Source organism: Vibrio sp. JCM 18905 (genome assembly GCF_055393305.1).
This window is the reverse complement of the sequence record NZ_AP043878.1, coordinates 1,734,170-1,754,640: the sequence shown is the minus strand read 5'-3', so window position 1 is coordinate 1,754,640 and position 20,471 is coordinate 1,734,170. Positions and strand designations below refer to the sequence as shown.

Below are 20,471 nucleotides of genomic sequence, written 5' to 3'. Positions count from 1 at the left end.
GACTCCTTAATTTGTAATCGCATAAAAATTCCTTGGTTATTAACTCAAAAATGAAATTGTTGTTTTTATTTAGAAGCCTCAATGACTTCAGTCTCAAAGTCATTGAGGCTTGCGGTGTTCCCGAACCGCACAGTCAGAATAAGGAGAAGGGTTTGGTAGGTAAAATTGATAATATTTAGAAACCTCATCAAATTAATTGATAACTTTATGCGGCTAGGTAAAATGAACTCTATTGCTTATTGGGGCATGTTTTTAACGATTGTGAGGGTATGAAAAATACTCACCAATAAAGGAGGGCACTTTGCGCTACTCACTTAAGCAATTAGCGGTTTTTGACGCAGTTGCAGATACCGGCAGTGTAAGCCAGGCCGCAGAGAAACTGGCTTTGACACAATCAGCGACAAGTATGTCGCTTGCGCAATTAGAAAAAATGCTTGGCAGGCCTTTATTTGAGAGGCAGGGCAAGCAAATGGCGTTAACCCATTGGGGTATGTGGCTACGACCAAAAGCAAAACGCTTATTACAAGACGCACTGCAGATTGAAATGGGCTTTTATGAGCAACATTTGTTAAGCGGTGAGATTCGCATGGGCGCGAGTCAAACTCCGGCAGAGCATCTGGTTCCAGACCTTATCAGTATCATTGATAATGACTTTCCAGAAATGCGTATTTCCCTTGGTGTGCAGAGTACAAAAGGGGTTATTGATGGCGTATTAGATTATAAATATGACTTAGGGATCATCGAGGGGCGTTGTGACGATAACCGTTTGCACCAAGAAGTCTGGTGCCGAGACCATCTTACTGTTGTCGCTGCTTCTCATCATCCTTTTGCTCGCAATCAATCTGTAAGCCTCGCGCAGTTAGAACAAGCGAAGTGGGTGTTGAGAGAGCATGGCTCTGGCACACGAAAAACATTTGATAGCTCTATTCATCATCTAATTGAAGATTTGGATGTGTGGCGAGAGTACGAGCACGTTCCGGTGTTACGCAGCTTAGTTGCTAACGGCCAGTACCTTACTTGTTTACCGTATTTAGATGTAGAGCGATATATAGAAGCGGGTCATCTTGTTGCGTTAAATGTGCCCGAGCTAAAAATGGAAAGGACACTGTCATTTATATGGCGAGCTGATATGGCAGAAAACCCACTAGTCGACTGCATTAAACGAGAAGGTCTGCGAATGATGAAAGGTAAGCCTTCGGTATTGTAAGTTACCACTCAAATAAGCTCTAGAAGTACAGCAATGCCACTCGCTTAATTGGGAGTGGCATATTTCTATGTACAGTATACTGAACTTCGAAGAACAAGCGTGATTCAGGAGCTTTTATGCACTCACTTGGTGATCCATGATTCTGCACGCCGATATTAGCTTCCTAGTCTCGTTAAAGCTTGCTGGAGTGACCTATTGGAACTATCCAACACACATCCTTTTTTACCTAGCACTAGAAATGCTCATTCCCTAAATCTGTTGATTTATCGGTTGCGTCAAACTTTTAGTGCAAGTCATGAAATCGTTATAACCTTATTGTGATCATTGTCACCGATAAACAAGACTGATGTATCTAACATGTGTCCTTGATTTCAATGTATGAAGGCAGTTATTGAGCCATATGGGTACGATAATAGCCAAGCAGGTACGACTACCATGACGACACTTTTAGCTATCTCTATCACTACTGGAATTTTATCTGGCGTATGGGGTTGGATCGCCATTTCTTTAGGTTTGCTTTCTTGGGCTGGTTTTTTAGGTTGCACGAGCTACTTTGCTGCGCCAACTAGCGGATTGAAAGGACTTGGTATCAGCTTAATCACTAATATGACGGGTGTATTCTGGGCAATGGTAATTATCCACGGTTCAACTTACGTTGGTTTGGAAATTATCGGTTATGTGATTACCGCTATTGTGGCATTTTTCATGTGTATTCAAGCGAAACAGGCTTGGCTCGCGTACATTCCAGGCACTTTTATTGGTTCCTGCGCAACATTTGCCGCTGATGGAAACTGGCAACTTGTCATTCCATCTTTGCTGCTAGGTGGTGTGTTTGGTTATCTAATGAAAGCGACTGGGCTTTGGTTGCATACGAAATCAAGCACTACTTCTTCTACGCTTGCTGAGCAAGCACAGTAGTGAACCCCCGATCTTATTTGTATCCACTGTGTATTGAGTTTTATCCCTCTCAATACCTTTAATCAAAATTAATGATGTTTGATACAAGCACACCAATTTGGTGTGCTTTTTTTGTATTACAAGGCAAGGTGTGAGTGTGAAATATTCTAACTCATGTATTGCCGTTTGCCATGGTGACAACGCGCTTAAGTGTCCAACGCAGAAGTACAGGAATGCACTCCATACCTCTCTCTTCACAGTGGGAGACAATGGCCAAAGCTAAGTCCGGTTTTGCATGCTTTTTCAAAACACGGTTTACTACTTTTTTAGCTGGGATAGGGTGATCATGAGGAACTTTGATGATGTCCTTAAAGAAAAGTTCAAACCCATGATTATATAGAAAATGTTCGATATCTCGATCAGGTAACTCTGTAAGTCTATGCCTTTCCTGATCATGATCGAGTTGCGCTCTCACGGCATGCGCGTACTTTTTACCTGCCGGGTCACCATCGGTAACAACATGCCAGTCGATACCGAACTCTTTTGCTACTTTGATCAGTGACTTCAGTCCAGACTGTGCAAATTCAACGATTTGAACTCCTTCCGCAGCTAAGTCATATCCGCATTGACGAGCCAGTTCATGAAATAACCAAACTTCAGTTTCGCCCTCTACGAGTAACCAACACCGTGCAAACAACGCCCCTGAGCGATGAAAACGAATGTGGAAACCAATTCGGCGTAACTCATCTCTACCAAACTTGGCAGAGTTTAAGCTCTTGGCAATGGTTCGGTCTGACAAGCGAATCAAACGCCGGATTGAATAAAGTGGAACCGAGCCAAGTAACGTACCGCTGTTGGTAGTTAAAATCTTTTGCATTGGCAACAACTGCAATAATGACCACGCTCTAGCGAGATGAGTTGGGTGTAGTCGGCCTTCTGGGTCCTCGATGATCAGTATCGGTCTTGCGCAGCGTCTTAAATCGGTAGGGCCTTTTGCTTGAAGGTAAGCATTGAGAAGCCCCATTAAAAGCAAACGGCTTTGTTTATCATTTGTTTCCTTAAGGAATTGACTTAATCCTTTATCAGAGGAAGGGCTTGTATAAAAAAGACCATCACGAGGTTTTCGTGGGTTACCTTTGCTGACACTGCGGAACGCAAAATAGTGTTCGACAAGTGTTTGCATTGAATCGAGACTACTGCGAATCTCACCCTTGTTTACGTGCCCAGGCATCGCCAATAGCCGTCGACAGGTGTTATTGATTCGTTTTTCAATCCGAGCATTTTTGCTGTCGCCGTTTACGTGGTTTAGATCTGGGAAGCGTCGGGAGTCTCGTAGACGGATAACAGGGTGAAGAGTCATCAACTCTACAGCGAGTTTCTCAGAGTGGTGCAGTTTCTTCGGCTTGCCGTTGTGATCCAAAAACGCGTATTCAGTTTTAATATCATACTCGTCGCGAGACGCACTAATTCGATAGTAAATGACCTGCTCACCATCCTCGTTTGTGCACCATGCAGGTTTTATCCGTCGATAACGCCCAGCTTTTACTTCGTTCTTGTCTTGTGCTTTAAAGCAAACAATGATCTGCAAGTGTTGGGTTTGTGGATGAGAAATTGAATAATCAACGTGAAAATCTTTTAATTCGAATTGATACAATGAGCCATTAGCAGGTAGCGCGATAGAAAGGGCATCGAGCAATGATGATTTGCCCCACGTGTTCTCACCGATGAGCGTAGTGAGTTCGTCAAAAGAGAGTGAAAGGCGTTTGATGCCTCTAAACCCGGAGATTTCGATGCGTTCTAGTCTCATCTCAATCCTCCTTGCAATTATTTGAATTATAGAGAGTTATTTTGCTACTCCTAAGCATATATTAATTCGAAATATTGGAGTTAAGCTCAGTTCACAAAATTACGAGAGCCCCTTAATGAATAGAGACCGCAACAAGCGACGCTTGCTTTCAAAAGTAGTGTAGATAGCATCGTGATCACTTAAACATGAAATCAAAAAATCACAGTTTCATAAAATTCATGATTCTGTCATGATTCACTTCTTATTATTATAAGGAATGAAAAGAGAGAAGATGAAGATGAATAACAATCATAAGCCAGTGAGAATCAAACTGGCACACATCAATGACACACATTCCTACTTTGAGCCAACGTCATTACAGTTAAAGCTTAAGATCAACAATGAACTCACGCTAGAGCCATACGTGAGTGCTGGCGGGTTTTCTCGCATCGCAACCCGAGTAGAGCAGCTACGAGACGACGCTCAGCGTCAAGGGCATGGGATGTTATTTCTCCATGCTGGAGACTGTTTCCAAGGCACACTTTATTTCTCATTATTTAAAGGTAAAGCCAACGCCGATTTGTTGAATGCGTTAAAGATTGATGCGATGGCGTTAGGCAACCATGAATTGGATATGGGTAATGAACCTGTTGCCTTATTCTGTCAACGCACTCAGTTTCCATTGCTTGCTGGTAACTGGGATCTATCAAATGAATCGCTTCAAAAGCCTCACCGAGTCAGCGATAGCAACAATGTGTATAGCTATCAAACGGAGACACAAAGCGCACAATACATCGTCAAAGAGTTTCATGGTGAGCAGGTTGCGATTTTCGGATTATCCATTGATAAAATGAGCGATATCGCGAACCCAGATGCAGATACGCCATTTAAGTCTGCAATTGAAACCGCTAAGGCGACCGTAAAACAAATTCACTACTCTGGTATTAAAAATATCATTCTTCTGAGCCACTTAGGTTATGAAGGCGATTTAGAGTTGGCTGAACAAGTTGAGGGGATTGGTATTATTGTTGGTGGACATAGCCACCGACTGCAAGGCGATTTCTCATCAATAGGTTTAGGGCAAGATGACCCTTATGGTGTCAAAGTAAAAGATACCTACGTTGTGCAAGCGGGCTTTCATGCTTTGACTATGGGGCACTGCGTCATTGAATTTGATGAAAACGGCAAAGCAACCATGCTGAGTGGTCAAAATGAACTGTTACTTGGCCGACGTATTTTTTGGGACTCGACACTAAATCAACAGCTTGACCAAGGCGTATTCGAAACCGCGTGTGACTTTATCCATGGTCAACCTAATGTGGTGGTCTGTAAGAAACACCCGGAGACTCAAGCGATCCTAAGTGATAAATACATCCCTCGGGTAAGACAGTTACAGTCACAAGTCATTGCTAGTATTGACACCAAAAAGCGTCATGTGCGAATCCCAGATGAGTTTGGTGAGAGCGAGCTGGCTTCTTCTGTTGCTCGTTCATTTTTGTACAGCCTAAATAAACGCGGGCATGAGGTTCAATTTGCGATTCATAATGCGGGTGGCGTGCGAACATCATTGAATCCTGGCAACATCACAGTGGCAGATATTGCCGGACGGTTGTTGCCTTTTGCCGTTCCGATCGGCTTTTACGACGTAAGAGGCAGTGCTATTCGCCGAGCACTTGAAGGCGCCATAAACAATGCACTCAACAATGATGTGGAAGGTACTGGCTCTGGCAGTTATCCATACACTTACAATTTAAACTTTGAGTACCGAGCTGATGCCCCTAAAGGTGAAAGAATTCAGTCATTAGCAATTTTTGATGGTCAACAATGGGTCGACGTTCAAGACGACACCTGGTATCGAGGCACTTCCTCCGCTTATACCATGAAAGGGAAAGAAGGTTACGATGCGCTACTGGAGATGAAAGGCGAGGGGCGTGTAACCAACTTATCCATGGCAGACTGTTTTATTGAACTTCTGACCGATGAGCCAAACTGCTTGAATCAAAGTCACAAACTTTATACACAGCAACACAGGTAGTAGATATTGGTATCGATTTTGCTGTCTTTCAATTGCTACATGCGATGATGAGGGTGGCAGTATGTGGAATAAAGATTGGACAGATACGGCAGTGGTGGTTGCTTGGGTCGCAATTTGGTCAACGTTAGTTTACTTTGTACCTTTGAGCGGTTTTTGAATTGCTAATAACACGGAAGTTAGGAAAGGAGCAGTTATGCTCCTTTTTTGTGTCTATGCTCTCAGAGACATCGCTCCGACTCTTAAATGTATCACCTTGAGTCACTTGCTGATCTTTACATCTAATAACAAAAGTTCACGTGGTTGAACCAATTCCTTTGTTTTTTTATTTCTTTCTGATTTTTAATAAGAATTTTATTTCGATTAGACAAAGTTTTTTTGTTGGAAAGCGTTACATTCGGCGTTATCATTGCGGCGTTTGGGGAGTAGTTAGCGCAAGTTTACTTATCGTCATCTCGTTAAGCATCAGCTTATCCGGTAAGTAAAGGTGTTGCGTGATTCATCCACGCCGACACTTCAACGAGACCAACGCATTCATTGACTGGCAGCACATGATTACTATGTGACTGCTTGTTGTTATTGTCTGCGGAAGGTCACCAAACTCATGCCCTTCCGCCATGGGAGGAAGCATGTCTCTTATCGAAAGTACCACCCAATTGAGCCAATCGGCACCACTTCAAGAGTCATTAGCGATGTATGGCGCTTTTGGTCTTTTTACGCTTGTTCTTGTTGCGCTTGATATCTATCAAACGCGTGGTGGCGTAATAACGATGAAAAAAGCCATCCTTTGGAGTGTTTTTTGGTTCTTACTTGCCTTTGTTTTTGCAGGTTCTATCTATTTATTCTGGGACCTTTACGCACCGCACAGCACTTATACGAACGATAAAGCAACGGTTTCATTCTTAACAGGCTACTTACTAGAGAAGTCGCTAAGCGTGGATAACTTGTTTGTGTTTGCCATCATCTTTGCACAATACAGTGTGCCGGAGCATTTGCGTCCGCGAGCGCTGCTTTGGGGCGTGATTGGTGCGTTAGTTCTACGGGCTATCATGATTGCGGTTGGTGCTCAGTTACTTGCGCAGTACCACTGGGTGTTGTACCTCTTTGCCGCATTCCTTATTTGGACAGGTATTAAGCTTGCTCGCGACAAAGGTGAAGCAGAAGAAGTTAACCCATACCCTGAGCAGTTTATTCGCAAAATATTGCCAGTTACGGATGATTACCAAGGAAATCACTTAATCTTAAAGCAAGCTGGTAAGTGGGTGGCAACACCAATGCTGATCGTAGTCGGTGTAATTGCAGTGATGGACGTAATGTTTGCACTGGATTCTATACCAGCCATATTCGCGGTAACACGAGAGCCATTTTTAGTCTTAGCCGCGAACGTGTTTGCACTGTTGGGTTTGCGATCTTTGTACTTTGTTCTGCAAGCGATGTTAGACAAGTTTGTGTACTTAAAACCAGCATTATCGGTGATCATGATGTTTATCGGTGTAAAGATGTTATTGGTGGGAACAGAGTATGAGATTCCGACAACGTGGTCACTCACATTCTTAATCGTTGTGATGACATCAGCGGTTGTGGCATCGCTCCTCAAAAATAAGTCGAACAGTCGCTCTAGCGTTAAAATTACTAATCAAAAAATATAAGTAAAGCGCTAAAAATAAAATAAATAACGAAACTTAATGTTAAAAATATGTTGTTGGTCGAGATAACTTTATGCAGGTAACGTTAAGTTATTCAACATAATTAGGCAGTTTGTGACTATTTATGCTGTTATTATTCATTTGTATTTTTGATGTTTGTAATGGACTTGTTTTATTAGATAATATAATCCGAATGGGTAAAATTTGTCATTTCTTAAACAATAAGAAACTGACTAATATACAACCAACAAAACAGACTACTGCTTTAAAGAGAGGCAATCATGGCACAAGCAATGCAAATGACAAATGTAGCTTTACCAACCTCTATGGATAAGAAAACCTACGCGGTTAACTTCAAAGGACTGATTGCTCACTTACTAGACATTCTATTCGTAGATAATACTGCACCACGCAGTTACTATGCGGAAGATTTGTCAGCTCACATTCAAAAAGATATCGGTATGTACCGTTAATCTTGAAATAATGAATGAAAATACCGGCTTATAAGCCGGTATTTTTTTAGCTGCTCAAACGCGAATAACGGAGCTAGAACTCTATACAGAGTCAATCCGGAGTAGAGGAGCTTATTCCAAATTGGTGTTCATTAGAAATGAAAACGGGGCACTAATAGTGCCCCGTTTTGACTTGTAGAGTAATACGATATTACTTCTTACGGCAGTATTCTGCGATCACGTACATTGACTGACCGCCATTTGCCTTGCCCGAAACTAGTTTCGGATCATCACCAAGGCTGATACCACGGATCACTGTGCCTTGTTTGATTACTTGGTTAGTGCCTTTAACTGGTAGGTCTTTGATTACCGTTACATCGTCACCTTTCTTAAGTTCAGTGCCGTTGCAATCTAACGTTTTGTCATCATCAGACATACCCTTCATCGCCCAGTTCATTTGCTCTTCTTCCATGTACATCATGTCAAGAGCATCTTGAGCCCAGCTTTCAGAGTTTAGGCGAGTGAGTTGGCGCCATGCTGTCACTTGTACTGCAGGAACCTGGCTCCACATGCTTTCGTTTAGACAACGCCAGTGGTTAATGTCTTTTGGCTCATCGATCTCACCCAGACACTTATCACAAACCATGATAGCAGTATCAACGGTCACGTTACCGTGAGGTGGGACAGCGTATGCTGTTAGTTGAGATTCAGAAGAACACAGTTCACATTTTGACTCGCAGCGCGCAAGCAGAGTAGCTTCAATAGACATAAGGACTCACCTTAGTAATGTTATTTTGTGGCGGTATTATCCACTTTATCCTGAGAAATAAAAGGGTGTTAGCGAATTAAAGCCGAGATTTTACAATATTCCAACCTGATTAGGGTGAAGATGTAAAATATTCGCTAAACAAATAATACCTGTATATAAGAAAATGCATTGATTGCTTTGGGTGATGAATTGGTTGCTTCATTTCTTGAGGAAGTTAGAGGTTCGTTGGGAGTATTGACTGCGCTCAGAAGTGTGGGTAGAGCCCTCTAAAAATGTAGAGGGCATATTGCTAGCGTTCAATAATCTGCACAATTTGATCTTTTGAAATGCTCATTTCTTTCCCATCCATGTCTTCATACTCATACATACCCGTTTCTTCGTTAAGGTCTGGCTTACCGTAAGAAGTAATGATTTTCCCTTCATTTGTCGACATAAGATATTGGCTACTTCCGCATGCAGCAAGAAGTAAAGCAGTGGCCATTATAGTGAATATGCGCATAGAGTTTTCCTTTCAAACAAGTAAGTTAGGTACGACACCGATTTAACTATAGCAAAGGATATACGGGACGGTTTTTTATGATAGAGAACGAAAAAGCCCAGTCGAAACTGGGCTTTGGTAAGAGAGGTGATACGATTACTTCAGAACGGAAGTATTAGTCACACCCGTTAAAGTGTCATCCATTAAGAAGTCTGTGTTTTCCATTTGCATCTCAACGTGATGGTCAATATCAGAAAGTGTGCCATTTGGAGAAACAAACGTAATGTGCGATGCAGTAGCGTTATACTGCACAAAGCTTGCCATTGGAGACACGGCTGTATTAGCACTGTTTACGGTCGTTAAACCTAGCTTAGCTGCTAGAGGCTCAGTCCCGGCAAACGGTGCATTTGGAACGCTGTTTGGTACATTGCCATCGCCATCAACCTCGGTCATCAGGAATGGTGTTGTTAGTGAACCAGAAGCAACTAAATCTGACGCGTTTGTGAACGGGTCTACGGTATCTAGCGTGGTTTGTGCCGCGTAGATAAACTGCGAGAAGCCAGCTTCTAGTGTTGCTAACTGAGTTTCTGTTGCTGCGGCCTCAAAAGCTTCGTAACACGTTTTATCTTCCAATTGTGTACATGACGCATCTGCATAACTCGCGTAGTCTGCAGACGCAGCATATGCTAAGTTATGCCTGATCTGAGCGCCATAGGCTTCTGAACCTAGTAACAAATTGCCGATTTGGCCACCAGAGTTCTGTACAGAAGCAGAGCTAAATGTGTAAAGTGCATCTGCGTTGGGGCTACCTAGCGTGTTATTTGCTGCTGCCACGGCAGATGTAGCCACAATACCGCCAAGAGAATGACCTAGCATTTTGACTTTAGAACCAGTCATTGGGTTAAAGCCTTGTAGAGGCCCTTCTGCCAACAGACCACCTTGCGCCGATACCACTAAGCTCGCGCGTAAACCCAATACATCCAGTACACTTTGGCGTAGGTTATCACGAGCGATTGCCAAGTTAGAAAGATTTAGATACGCCAAGATATTAGCATTAGCTGAACGTTGCTCATCTAAGCTACGTGTGCCGTGAATAGGTAAGTCGATAGCAATAACAGCCACACCTGCTTTCACCATATTGAACGCGAAGGCATATGAATCCTCTTTTGCTGAAGTGATGCCGTGTTGATAAATCACAACGTCGGTCGCGACACCAGATTTAGGTGTGAAGACAAGTACTTCGACATCTTCTACCGATTTAACGACTGGAACTGGGGAGTAGCGAGTCACAATACGTTCACTGTCGAGTTGGGTACCATCGCTTAATGTGAGTTTAGCACCCACCAGTTTTAGCTGCTCTGTAGGATCGGTTGCAAGCTTTGTCACGTCAACAGGGTTATTTGCGAAAACGCCAGTTGATAGCTGCTGAACCATGTTCGCTTGCTCGTTCGGATCCGCCAGTGCTGCACTTAGCTTCGCTAGGCTTGGCATCGCAGACACCATTGGCTGCATGTTCCAGTTTGCCCCTTTTTCTAGATAATGAGGCAGTCTGACCACACCTTGAGTCACATTTACATCGGCACCTGACTTCGCATAAAGGCCTTTAATTGCCGTTTTTGCCGCGTCTAGATCACTAACGTACTTACTAAAGTCATCGTCAGAGTCTAGCGCAGTGCTAAAGTCTTGGGTTGCACCAAGTGTCATTGTGTAGGCTGTTGATAAATCTACTGAACCTTCGTTCGCATCGTTTTTGTAAACGGCGTTTAGTGTATTTGCACCCGTTGAGAAACCGGTTGCGGTTACACCTTTAACCGCCGCCAAAGTATCACCTACAGACTGAGTGCTGAACCATGAGGAGTAAACGATGTCGTCAGGGTTAACTTGAGCTAGACCAAAAATGCCTTCCACCGCTTGTGTCACCGCTTGAATAGAAGCAAGAGCACCAGTTTCATAAACGATTTCTTTAGATTTACCTGTCGCGTAACTGGCTGATGTACCGATTGGCTCACCATTCACGTCAGTGACATCTTGTGTTACTGCAAAAATGTACTCGCTTGACTCATCAAGCGCATCCATGAACTGGATATATAGAGAGTTGCCTTTTGCTTGGACAACGTAGTCTTGGTTCTGAACGAGAACGTCTTCGATTGGGTTAGACTTACCATCCCACTCGGTTAAACGTTGATTAATCTTGATGACTTTAATACCAGACGGCAGCATACCCGTTGCAAAACCATCGCCTTTAAAGTTCAGAACGATTGGCATAGACGTTGACCATCCATCCATCGTATTCATCGAGGCTCTAGGGTTGGTTAAGGCATCATCACCGTCAGTTGGCAGACCAAGCGTGCCATCTGTTGTGTCCATTAACAAGTAAGAGGGCGCAGGTACATCCGCATTCGCCCCTTGAAGCGTAAAGCTGATAGATGTTCCACGGTCGAGCAGTGCTTGGACTTCATCTTCAAATTGAACTTTGTCGGAAGTACCAGAGCTTGATGTATTATCACCACAACCAGCAAGAAGGATTGCAGAACAAAGCATTGATAATTTAAACGTGTGTTTCATTGGTTTACTCCGTAATCCCATTATTTGAAGGTGTAGTTCATCTGTACCGCGCTGATGTAAGCAGTACCTTCAGAGTCGAACTTGATCTCTTCATCCTGAGCATTTGTCTCGGTGAAAGAGCCTGATTTACTCTTAACAAGTGCAAAGCCTGCATCGAAAGTTAAATTCTCATTCATTGCGTAAGTCAGGCCTGCGCTGTACCAAAAACGGTCACTGTCAGGGATGCTCAATGTGGCTTCACCTGCTTGTTCGTCGTATGCAAAGCCTGCACGGAATGTCCAATCCGCATTGAGGGTGTAAGTTGCACCAATAGAATAACGGTTGTTGTCTTCGTATTTCTCTGGTTTGTAGAAACATTGACCAGCAGTTCCATCATTACATTGAGGACTCGTCGCTTTCAGTTCTTTAAATGTGCTCCAATCGGTCTGTTGCCAGCCGTAATGTACTGCCCATTGTTCATTCAGTTGATGGAAAGCCGATAATTCGATAATTGAAGGGAGAGAGATTTTTAAACGGCCATCCACTTTTGGTGATGGAGCTCGGCCTGAGTCGTAACTACTAAACTCACCGTCGTCAAAATCTAGATCAACTTTAGAACGGTAACCAAAGCCAAAACGGTTGTTTTCATTTAGCTCGTACAAAGCGCCAATATTCCAACCCCAAGCAAAAGTTTCGCCTTCCATGCCGACAAGGTTATCGGACTTATTACCACCTAAAATACCGGCGAGTGCGCCTTTATGACGAGTCAGCTCCGCTTCCGCGTACACTAGGTTGATACCGCCACCGACACTGAATGACTCGTTGATACGGTAAGCGACATTAGGGTTGATGTTTACTGAAAGTAGGGAAGTGTCACCCGCCATGTCACCCGCAGAAATATCATCTGGATAATCAGTAGCAACACCGTATGTTGTGAACATACCGATACCCCAAGCCCAGTTATCGTTGATAGGGCTGATGTAATAACCCGCTGGCACGACTTGTAAAGGGGCAACATCTTTCGCATGTTCTTTGTTAACTGTGTCATACACATCGACTTCAGGATCGATGATAGATAACGCGCCCGAGAATTGAGCTTCTTTGAAAAGCGTCATCGCTGCTGGGTTTCGTGCAAGAACGCTGGCATTGTCTGCGACCGCTCCTTCACCTGAAAATGCTCGACCAAGACCAGATGCTGAATGCTCAGCTACCTGGAAGCCCGCTGAATGGGCATTACACGCAAACAATATCGAAATTGTAAGCAGAGAGCAGTGCTTCTTGTTCATCCTTGACCCTCCTAGGGTGTCATAGTGTTGGACCGAAGTCCTTGTAATTGTTGTGTGATACTTACACCAGTTGTTAATACGTGAAATACAACTGTGATGTAAATGTAATGTTAATTGTATGTTTAATAACTTGTCAAAGTTTGAGCGTATTTTGCGTTTTAAATATGATGCATAGGTCAAACGGTGATTCGTAAGGGCATGTATTATCGTTATATTTTTTAAGAGAATGGTACGACCAGAATTGTTTTACGGGCTTTATGATTAAATGGCATTCAAACCAAGAGATAGCGGGCTTTGCCGTTTCTGTACTTAGCAGGCATAATTCGCGCCTCGCTTTGTTGTTATTCAATAGACGCAATAGGAATCGTGTTGGAATTACTGAATGTTGAATTTTTAGGTCGTTCGTTAAGGCTCGAAGGATCGATGGCTGGTTGGCAGCAGTTATATTGGGATAACACCTTGGTGTCCCAAATAGATGCCAGTGATAATGTTGCAGACACTTGTCTTCACCAGTTTAGACTCTCTGCAGGGGAGGAAGTCCTGGTATGCGATTTGGAGTGTTCATTAACATGGCAACCGTTTGAATTGAGTTACAAGGTCACAATTAACGATGAGCTTATTAGCGAAGGTTGCCGAAATGAAAAAGACATCGAACGCCAAGTACCAGAAGTTGAGCCGCCAACGGAAAAGCGTTTAAGTGTGATAGGGCTAGTATCGCTTGGAATGAAAGCACTCAAGAGTGCGAAAGTAATCAAAGTGGCGTTAGCATCTGCAAGTCTTGCTGCATATTCTTGGCTATTTTCTATCGAGTTCGCGTTAGCTTTGATCGCCTGTTTAGTTTTCCATGAGTATGGCCATATTAGAGCGATGAAGTACTTTGGAATGAAGACCAAGGGCATCTATTTGATTCCATTTCTTGGCGGTTTAGCGCTGAGTGATGAAAAGATCAACACACGCTGGCAAGATGTGGTTATCTCGATTATGGGACCATTTTTTGGTTTAGTTCTTAGCATCGCGTTTACTTTGCTTTATTGGATGACTGGAGAGGTGCTCTTCGCTGGCCTAGCAGTGTTTAACGCGTTACTAAACCTGTTTAATCTGTTGCCTATTCTGCCACTAGATGGTGGTCATGTACTCAAAAGCATTACCTTCTCGATGAACACTTGGGTTGGATTAGTCGGCAGTATAGCAGCAGCCTTGTTGGGTATTTTTATCAGCTATTCTTTCGGGCTGACGTTGCTAGGTTTTTTATTGTTAATGGGGATGCTAGAAGTGGTCATGGAATGGAGAGGTCGACATCATAGTCATTTATTGCCGTTAACCCGTTACGGACAACTCTTCTCACTTGCTTGGTACTTGGTTTCTGTCGGTGGTTTTGTCGCTATCATTTGGTATTTTGCTACCCTTGGAGATAGCCTATTGAGCTTGCCACTACAGATACTGGGTACTTAAACTATTCCTTATACCCATTAAAAAAGCTCCTTAGGGAGCTTTTTTTGCGAAAAATAGACACTGGTAGCAGAAGTTTAGCCACATTTTGGCGCTTTCGTGTTATACGCAGGCAACTTATTTATGGTTGCTTGTAAATCTTTAATACGCGTACTGTGCGATGGGTGAGTTGAGAAGAATTCAGGCGGTTGAGAACCGCCGGATGCAGCACTCATATTTTTCCATAAATCGACACTTTGACGTGGGTCGAAGCCTGCTTTTGCCATAAACTCAAGCCCGACAATATCAGCCTCGGATTCCTGTGTACGACCGTATGGTAAAATAACACCGTATTGGACACCGACACCAAGTGCCGCCATCGTCATTTGCTGATACTGTTTGTACTCGGAAGCTCCTATAGCAACGTTTGCCAGAGACAATCCCGCATTTGCTAACTGGCTTTGTGAAAGGCGTTCATTACTGTGGTCAGCAAGGACGTGAGCCACTTCGTGACCAATGACTGTTGCCAACTGATCTTGGTTTTTCGCGACACCTAAAAGCCCTGTGTAAACGCCGATCTTCCCACCAGGTAGGGCAAACGCATTGACTTGTTCACTATCAAAAACAACCACCTCCCAATCTTTAAATCCAGCTTGCGCAGGGATGGTGTCAGTGATGTGTTTGGCAACGCATTGTACGTAGGCATTCGTTTTGCGATCTTTGCTGATTGGGATATCTTTCTTCATTTGTTCGAAAGATTTGGCGCCAAGCGATGACATTTCTTGATCTGAAAACATCAGGATCTGATTACGGCCAGTCGGTGATGCGCTACATGCCGTTAAGCCCGCGATAGTTAAAAGAGCAGAGGCTTTCATCCATACCTTCATAATAGGCTCCATCTAAATTATTTTTGTTTTGAAGCAATAGTATATACCCAAATAGTAACATGATGCATGGATCAAATTATTCATCAACTGGCAAAGAGGCCAAGATGTTACATCTTGAAGTTAAACTTAAGTAAAGTCTATGCTAGCTCTCTAATAAATCGTTACAATCCGACAAACCAATTTGTGAAATTAAGAGTAAAACAATGAGTATATGGAAAAAGCCGGTTAGCATAGAGATTCTGAATGCTACATCAAAAAATACCCTGATCGAGCATCTACAAATTGAATACACAGATTTCACGGATGACTCCCTTACAGCAACCATGCCTGTATGTAGTTTTACTCATCAACCTTTAGGAATGCTTCATGGTGGCGCTTCTGTTGTACTCGCAGAAACATTAGGCTCTTTAGCTGCAAATTTCTCTGTTGATGAGGGGAGTTACTGTGTCGGTTTGGATATCAACGCGAACCATGTACGTGCAATGCGAAGTGGTCATGTGATTGGTACGGCAAAACCCGTACACCTTGGCGTTTCAACACAAGTGTGGCAAATCGACATAACTGATGAACGAGGCCGATTAGTGTGTACCAGTCGCTTAACTATCGCAGTGAAGCAACATAAAACGAAGTCGGTATAAAGCAAGATGGTGATTGAGTTTTCATTAGGAAAAATCATTGCTACCCAGCGTGAAATCGTGATTAAGCTCTCCGGCAGTGCAATGGTAACCTTACAAGCGCAAACCGATTCTATCCAGTTACTGGGTAGAGGAGCGAACGTTGTTTTATCTCATGGTGCAGAGTGTAAATGGTCTATCAAGCTGGATAATGAGGAACAACTTGTCGGTCTTGCACGAGAAATTGGCATCGATATTCAATAATTTACTGCGTGACGTTTGCACTTTTTGATAAAAATGAGGAAACTTAGCTTATCAACAATAAGATAAGAATTTCCTCTTTATGAGTAGCCCTCGTTTACGTGTTCAGTTCGAAACACTGTTTGAAAAATTCGCCGGTCACGATACGGACGTTCAGCTAGAAGACATTACCGAAGCGCTGTTTTGTACACGTCGCAATGCCCGTATTGTTCTCAATAAATTAGAAGAGGAGGGCTGGATTGAATGGCATCCAGCGGCGGGTCGAGGAAAGCTCTCAAAACTCGTTTTCAAACGTAACCGTAGCGATGTCAGTGAAAACCTCGCCAGACGTTATCTCGACGAAGGGAAAATTGGCCAGGCTCTAGATGCGCTTGATAACGACGCGGCTCGATTAACGCAGGTTATTCAGGGTTATTTAGGGCTTCAGCATCGGCAGGGCGAACAGGTGGTACGTTTGCCATATTATCGACCATTGGCGATGTTAAACCCACAGAAACCGATGCGGCGTTCTGAACAGCACATCGCCCGACAAATTTTTAGCGGGCTCACTCGTCTTGATGAAAATGAACAACTTCAGCCAGATTTAGCCCACACATGGGAAGCCATTTCTGATACACACTGGCGTTTTTATCTTCGTCGTGGGGTGCGTTTTCATAATGGTGAACCGTTATCAACCAGTTGTGTACTTGAAAGTGTGCTTGCACTAAGTAGCCTGAACCTGTTTTCTCATATAAAAAAGGTATCTTCACCACAGGAATGGACCGTCGATATTGAACTCGTCCGTCCTGACCGCTACCTGCCTTTGGCGCTGAGTGAGTCGCAAGCAAAAATTTTGCTACCAAGCGCTTTGCGTTCAGAAAACTTCGATAGACAACCAATAGGGACTGGGCCGTTCCAAGTTAAAATGAATGATGATAAGCGTCTCATTTTGACTGCTTTTGATGGCTACTTTGGCTTTCGTCCCTTGCTGGACCAAGTTGAGGTGTGGGTAATTGATGAAGCGTACTCTTCAATGGTCTATCCAAGCTTGTCTAAGCCAAAGATGGATAAACAAGGTTCATCTGATGAGGTCGAGCTTGATCCTGGCTGTACATTTCTATTACTAAACAAAAACACCGGGATTGCAAAAGACCCACGCTGGGCAGAATTTCTATCACAAACTCTCAACAGTCACCAGATTTACGCGCATGTTCCTCAAGATAAAGTGATGGAATTGGGTGTATTGCAAGCCTTTGGCCTTAAGCCAGGTTGGATTGATCTTAGGCCAGCAGAGGCGGGCAGCGTGCCGCAGGCTGATAAGGTGATTTCCGTAGCGTATCAGAAAAAGCATCCGATGTTTCCAGTAGTTGCCAAGGCCATCAAGACACTCTTAAAACCGCACGGTATAGAGGTCGAGTTTATTCGTTATGATTCTCAACCGCCCGCACCGGAGGAAGTGGATATTTGGGTGAAAGCCATGGGTATTGCAACGAATCGAAATGATGCGTTGGCTGGCTGGCTTCTGGATTACAGTGATATTGAGAAATTCAGTTCTGGTTACGATTTTAGCGAATGGGCGAAGCTCGTTGATCAGTGGCGTGCTGGTGTTTATCCAGACTTCCCTGCACGTGAGTTAGGACGTCAGTTGGTAAAAAGTTGTCAGGTGATTCCGATGTTTCACTGCTGGTTGGGTGTCAATAAAGACCACAGCGGCGCCTTACAAAATGCAAAGTGTAATGCCTTAGGTTGGTTTGACTTTAATAACGTATGGGTAAAACCTGATATAGAAATGAATCATGGCGAAACCGAATAAGAAACAGCCGACGAAAACCGTCGATATCTATTGCTCAAAGTGTAAAACTCAACTATTCAAGTACCGTAAAGGCGGAAAAGGCGCACTGGTCAAGTGCTTCAAAGAGCGCATTGTTGACGATTTCACACAAACCCCATGCACCTGTCCCAGTTGCGGGCAAGAGTTTGCAAGAGATACCCTAGTGAGAGGAACGCCCGCTTACAAAATGATTGGCGGCAAAGTGACAATGAAATAATGAAGGGCTAGAAAATGAGTATAAAACATGACTACTGCATGGTGTTAAGCACAACCAGCAACGAAAAAAATCGAGATCAGATCATTAAAGGTTTGCTAGATGCCCAATTAGCCGCGTGTATTCAAACGATGCCTATTGAAAGTCACTATGTATGGAAAGGGGAGATTTGTACTGACAACGAATGGTTGCTGGTGATCAAAACTCGTCGAGAGCTCTATGAATTGGTGGAAGAGAAAATAGAAAACCTGCACGAATATGAAGTAGCACAGATCGTACAGGTTCCAATTGTTGATGGGTTTAACCCTTATTTAGAGTGGCTGAGAGAATCGACGCTGAGCCGACATTAAAAACAGCGACAACGCTGCACCGACGGTGTCGCACAACATATCTTTCTGGGCGTCCCATATGTCACCTTGTGAGCCCAGAAAGGCGATTCCTTCATCGCCGCCAGCCAATTCTGCATACCACCATTCGATAATCTCATAGCCTGCAGCAAGCGACATGATCGCAAACAAAGCAAACCAGCAAGAGAACGTTTTGTTGAACTTGTTTTTGTGTATCAAGTATTCAGCTATCGGATACGCATAAAGGCCAATCGAAAAGTGCGCAACGCGATCAAAGTTGTTTCTATCTGAACCAATCATGTCGTTAAACCAGTCAAATGGTACTTCGGAAAACGTATATTTCGCTCCGATAGTGTGCAAACAGAGCCAGATGAACATTAAAAAGTAAGCCGTCTTACTGAATTGATAGCGAATCGAGATTGCCCAAATAGCAACAAGAATACCAATTGCTGGGATAATCTCTGCAAACCAAACGGCACGTGAGTTAGGTTCTAACGCAGAAAATAAAAACACGATGGCATAAAAAATCGTCAATCCTAAGAGTGTCGAGGTGCTTTTCATAGAGTTACTTGATCCTTCAATTTATCTTACAGTGGGACTCCATAGACTTGGGTAATGATTACACTTAATTGAACGGTGTGCAATTGTTATTTTGATGGTGTTTTTGATCACTGAAAATGTTGATTTATTGCCAAACTGCTCAACATTAAAACGTTTGCGCGTGCACTTTTCATTAAAGTTTGATTTACAACATGCCCATCCATAGAATCCGTGATTCAGTCTAATAAAAAAGAAGTAAAGCCATGAAACTGGAAACTGTCGATTATCTTGCTGACGATGCTGCTCAACAGTTCGTTACCTCTCTGCGCGAAACAGGGTTCGGTGTGTTGAAAAACCACCCGATTCCACAAGAGCTTGTAGAGTCAATTTACAAAAACTGGCATGAGTTTTTCTGTTCAGATCAAAAGAATGATTTTCACTTTAACGTAGACACCCAAGATGGCTATTTTCCACCTTCTGTGTCTGAAGTAGCGAAAGGGCACAAAGTGAAAGACATCAAAGAGTACTTTCATGTTTACCCTTGGGGTCAGATCCCAGAGCAACTTAAAGCTGAAATCTTAGAGTACTACGAGCGTGCGAATGCATTTGCTCAGGAGCTATTAGGCTGGGTTGAAGCGTACGCACCTAAGGACGTTCAAGAGAAGTTTTCTATCGCGTTGTCAGAAATGATCAATAACAGCGACAAAACATTACTACGCGTTCTTCACTACCCACCAATGACAGGCGAAGAAGAGCCAGGCGCTATCCGTGCTGCCGCGCATGAAGACATTAACCTACTAACGGTTCTGCCAGCCGCTAATGAGCCTGGACTGCAAGTAAAGAGCAAAGAAGGTGATTGGATAGATGTACCATGTGACTTCGGAAACTTAATCATCAACATTGGTGATATGCTTCAAGAAGCGTCGGGCGGTTACTTTCCTTCAACGACTCACCGTGTAATCAACCCAACGGGTGGCCGTCAAGAAAAGTCGCGTATTTCATTGCCGTTGTTCTTGCATCCAAAGCCAGAAGTGGTTTTGTCAGAGCGCTACACCGCACATAGCTACCTTATGGAACGTTTACGTGAACTAGGGGTTATTTAACCTTTACGTGATCTCCTTACAAAGGCCGATGGTTGATGACTATCGGCCTTTTGTTGTTTATGGTACAAAATGATACCCACGCTTAATTCGGTGCCACAGAAATTGGGCCTGAAACACGCGTCAGCAAGCATTTTTACCAGTACAGATGAGCAGCTTTCTCTGAGATTAGT

19 protein-coding genes are annotated in these 20,471 nt (G+C 43.4%); 12 read left to right on the top strand and 7 right to left on the bottom strand.

The annotated features are described in order from the left end of the window. The first annotated feature begins 301 nt into the window (after positions 1–301). Both ACZ5ZC_RS07690 and ACZ5ZC_RS07685 read left to right on the top strand, forming a co-directional pair. On the top strand, positions 302–1,207 hold the full coding sequence (locus ACZ5ZC_RS07690; RefSeq protein ID WP_005395522.1) for a LysR substrate-binding domain-containing protein: 906 nt from the start codon (positions 302–304) through the stop codon (positions 1,205–1,207). A 435-nt stretch (positions 1,208–1,642) separates the two neighbouring features. Beyond that, positions 1,643–2,125 (top strand): DUF1097 domain-containing protein, encoded by a 483-nt coding sequence (locus ACZ5ZC_RS07685; RefSeq protein ID WP_005395520.1) that lies wholly within the window; start codon positions 1,643–1,645, stop codon positions 2,123–2,125. 151 nt (positions 2,126–2,276) lie between these two features. Here ACZ5ZC_RS07685 and ACZ5ZC_RS07680 read toward each other — a convergent pair whose 3' ends face one another. After that, positions 2,277–3,911, bottom strand: a complete 1,635-nt coding sequence (locus ACZ5ZC_RS07680) for an ATP-dependent endonuclease (protein ID WP_012842315.1) — start codon at positions 3,909–3,911, stop codon at positions 2,277–2,279. A gap of 271 nt (positions 3,912–4,182) precedes the next feature. On the opposite strand from ACZ5ZC_RS07680, the gene ACZ5ZC_RS07675 reads away from it, so the two are divergent. The 3 genes from ACZ5ZC_RS07675 (at position 4,183) to ACZ5ZC_RS07665 (ending at position 8,041) form a co-directional block, all read left to right on the top strand. Continuing rightward, on the top strand, positions 4,183–5,925 hold the full coding sequence (locus ACZ5ZC_RS07675) for a bifunctional metallophosphatase/5'-nucleotidase (protein ID WP_464931570.1): 1,743 nt from the start codon (positions 4,183–4,185) through the stop codon (positions 5,923–5,925). 626 nt (positions 5,926–6,551) lie between these two features. Beyond that, the gene (locus ACZ5ZC_RS07670; protein ID WP_134645655.1) at positions 6,552–7,571 is read left to right on the top strand and encodes a TerC/Alx family metal homeostasis membrane protein; all 1,020 of its coding nucleotides are present in this window, start codon (positions 6,552–6,554) and stop codon (positions 7,569–7,571) included. Between the two features lie 278 nt (positions 7,572–7,849). After that, positions 7,850–8,041 (top strand): hypothetical protein, encoded by a 192-nt coding sequence (locus ACZ5ZC_RS07665; RefSeq protein ID WP_005376351.1) that lies wholly within the window; start codon positions 7,850–7,852, stop codon positions 8,039–8,041. A 190-nt stretch (positions 8,042–8,231) separates the two neighbouring features. Here the strand turns inward: ACZ5ZC_RS07665 and ACZ5ZC_RS07660 are convergent, their stop codons facing one another. From ACZ5ZC_RS07660 to ACZ5ZC_RS07645, 4 genes are all read right to left on the bottom strand, one after another. Then, entirely contained in the window at positions 8,232–8,789 is a 558-nt protein-coding gene (locus ACZ5ZC_RS07660) for a PhnA domain-containing protein (RefSeq protein ID WP_005395511.1), read from the bottom strand. A gap of 289 nt (positions 8,790–9,078) precedes the next feature. Continuing rightward, the gene (locus ACZ5ZC_RS07655; RefSeq protein ID WP_041853072.1) at positions 9,079–9,288 is read right to left on the bottom strand and encodes a YgdI/YgdR family lipoprotein; all 210 of its coding nucleotides are present in this window, start codon (positions 9,286–9,288) and stop codon (positions 9,079–9,081) included. A gap of 135 nt (positions 9,289–9,423) precedes the next feature. Further along, positions 9,424–11,832 (bottom strand): VolA/Pla-1 family phospholipase, encoded by a 2,409-nt coding sequence (locus ACZ5ZC_RS07650; protein ID WP_104973668.1) that lies wholly within the window; start codon positions 11,830–11,832, stop codon positions 9,424–9,426. Between the two features lie 20 nt (positions 11,833–11,852). Further along, complete coding sequence (locus ACZ5ZC_RS07645; RefSeq protein ID WP_005395507.1) at positions 11,853–13,097, bottom strand: outer membrane protein transport protein; 1,245 nt, start codon at positions 13,095–13,097, stop codon at positions 11,853–11,855. Between the two features lie 423 nt (positions 13,098–13,520). On the opposite strand from ACZ5ZC_RS07645, the gene ACZ5ZC_RS07640 reads away from it, so the two are divergent. After that, positions 13,521–14,549, top strand: coding sequence for a site-2 protease family protein (locus tag ACZ5ZC_RS07640; RefSeq protein WP_257887997.1), 1,029 nt, complete (start codon positions 13,521–13,523; stop codon positions 14,547–14,549). A 74-nt stretch (positions 14,550–14,623) separates the two neighbouring features. Here the strand turns inward: ACZ5ZC_RS07640 and ACZ5ZC_RS07635 are convergent, their stop codons facing one another. Beyond that, positions 14,624–15,412 carry a M48 family metallopeptidase gene (locus tag ACZ5ZC_RS07635; RefSeq protein WP_237285079.1) on the bottom strand — a complete coding sequence of 263 codons (789 nt, stop codon included), beginning with the start codon at positions 15,410–15,412 and terminating at the stop codon, positions 14,624–14,626. Positions 15,413–15,615: 203 nt separating this feature from the next. On the opposite strand from ACZ5ZC_RS07635, the gene ACZ5ZC_RS07630 reads away from it, so the two are divergent. The 5 genes from ACZ5ZC_RS07630 (at position 15,616) to cutA (ending at position 18,661) form a co-directional block, all read left to right on the top strand. Next, on the top strand, positions 15,616–16,050 hold the full coding sequence (locus tag ACZ5ZC_RS07630) for a hotdog fold thioesterase (RefSeq protein WP_012842307.1): 435 nt from the start codon (positions 15,616–15,618) through the stop codon (positions 16,048–16,050). 6 nt (positions 16,051–16,056) lie between these two features. Then, positions 16,057–16,290: a DUF3389 domain-containing protein gene (locus tag ACZ5ZC_RS07625; RefSeq protein WP_054867596.1), complete on the top strand. Its 234-nt coding sequence runs from the start codon at positions 16,057–16,059 to the stop codon at positions 16,288–16,290. Positions 16,291–16,369: 79 nt separating this feature from the next. Next, on the top strand, positions 16,370–18,079 hold the full coding sequence (locus ACZ5ZC_RS07620) for an SgrR family transcriptional regulator (RefSeq protein ID WP_012842305.1): 1,710 nt from the start codon (positions 16,370–16,372) through the stop codon (positions 18,077–18,079). Next, positions 18,063–18,314: a hypothetical protein gene (locus ACZ5ZC_RS07615; RefSeq protein WP_012842304.1), complete on the top strand. Its 252-nt coding sequence runs from the start codon at positions 18,063–18,065 to the stop codon at positions 18,312–18,314. The genes ACZ5ZC_RS07620 and ACZ5ZC_RS07615 overlap by 17 nt, the downstream gene beginning before the upstream one ends. Positions 18,315–18,328: 14 nt before the next feature. Beyond that, positions 18,329–18,661: a divalent-cation tolerance protein CutA gene (gene cutA, locus ACZ5ZC_RS07610; RefSeq protein WP_031780471.1), complete on the top strand. Its 333-nt coding sequence runs from the start codon at positions 18,329–18,331 to the stop codon at positions 18,659–18,661. Here cutA and ACZ5ZC_RS07605 read toward each other — a convergent pair. After that, positions 18,623–19,219, bottom strand: a complete 597-nt coding sequence (locus ACZ5ZC_RS07605) for a DUF2238 domain-containing protein (RefSeq protein WP_054867598.1) — start codon at positions 19,217–19,219, stop codon at positions 18,623–18,625. The genes cutA and ACZ5ZC_RS07605 overlap by 39 nt on opposite strands. Before the next feature lie 242 nt (positions 19,220–19,461). Between ACZ5ZC_RS07605 and ACZ5ZC_RS07600 the strand changes: the two genes are divergently transcribed. Further along, complete coding sequence (locus ACZ5ZC_RS07600) at positions 19,462–20,301, top strand: isopenicillin N synthase family dioxygenase (protein ID WP_005376329.1); 840 nt, start codon at positions 19,462–19,464, stop codon at positions 20,299–20,301. Positions 20,302–20,471 lie beyond the last annotated feature (170 nt).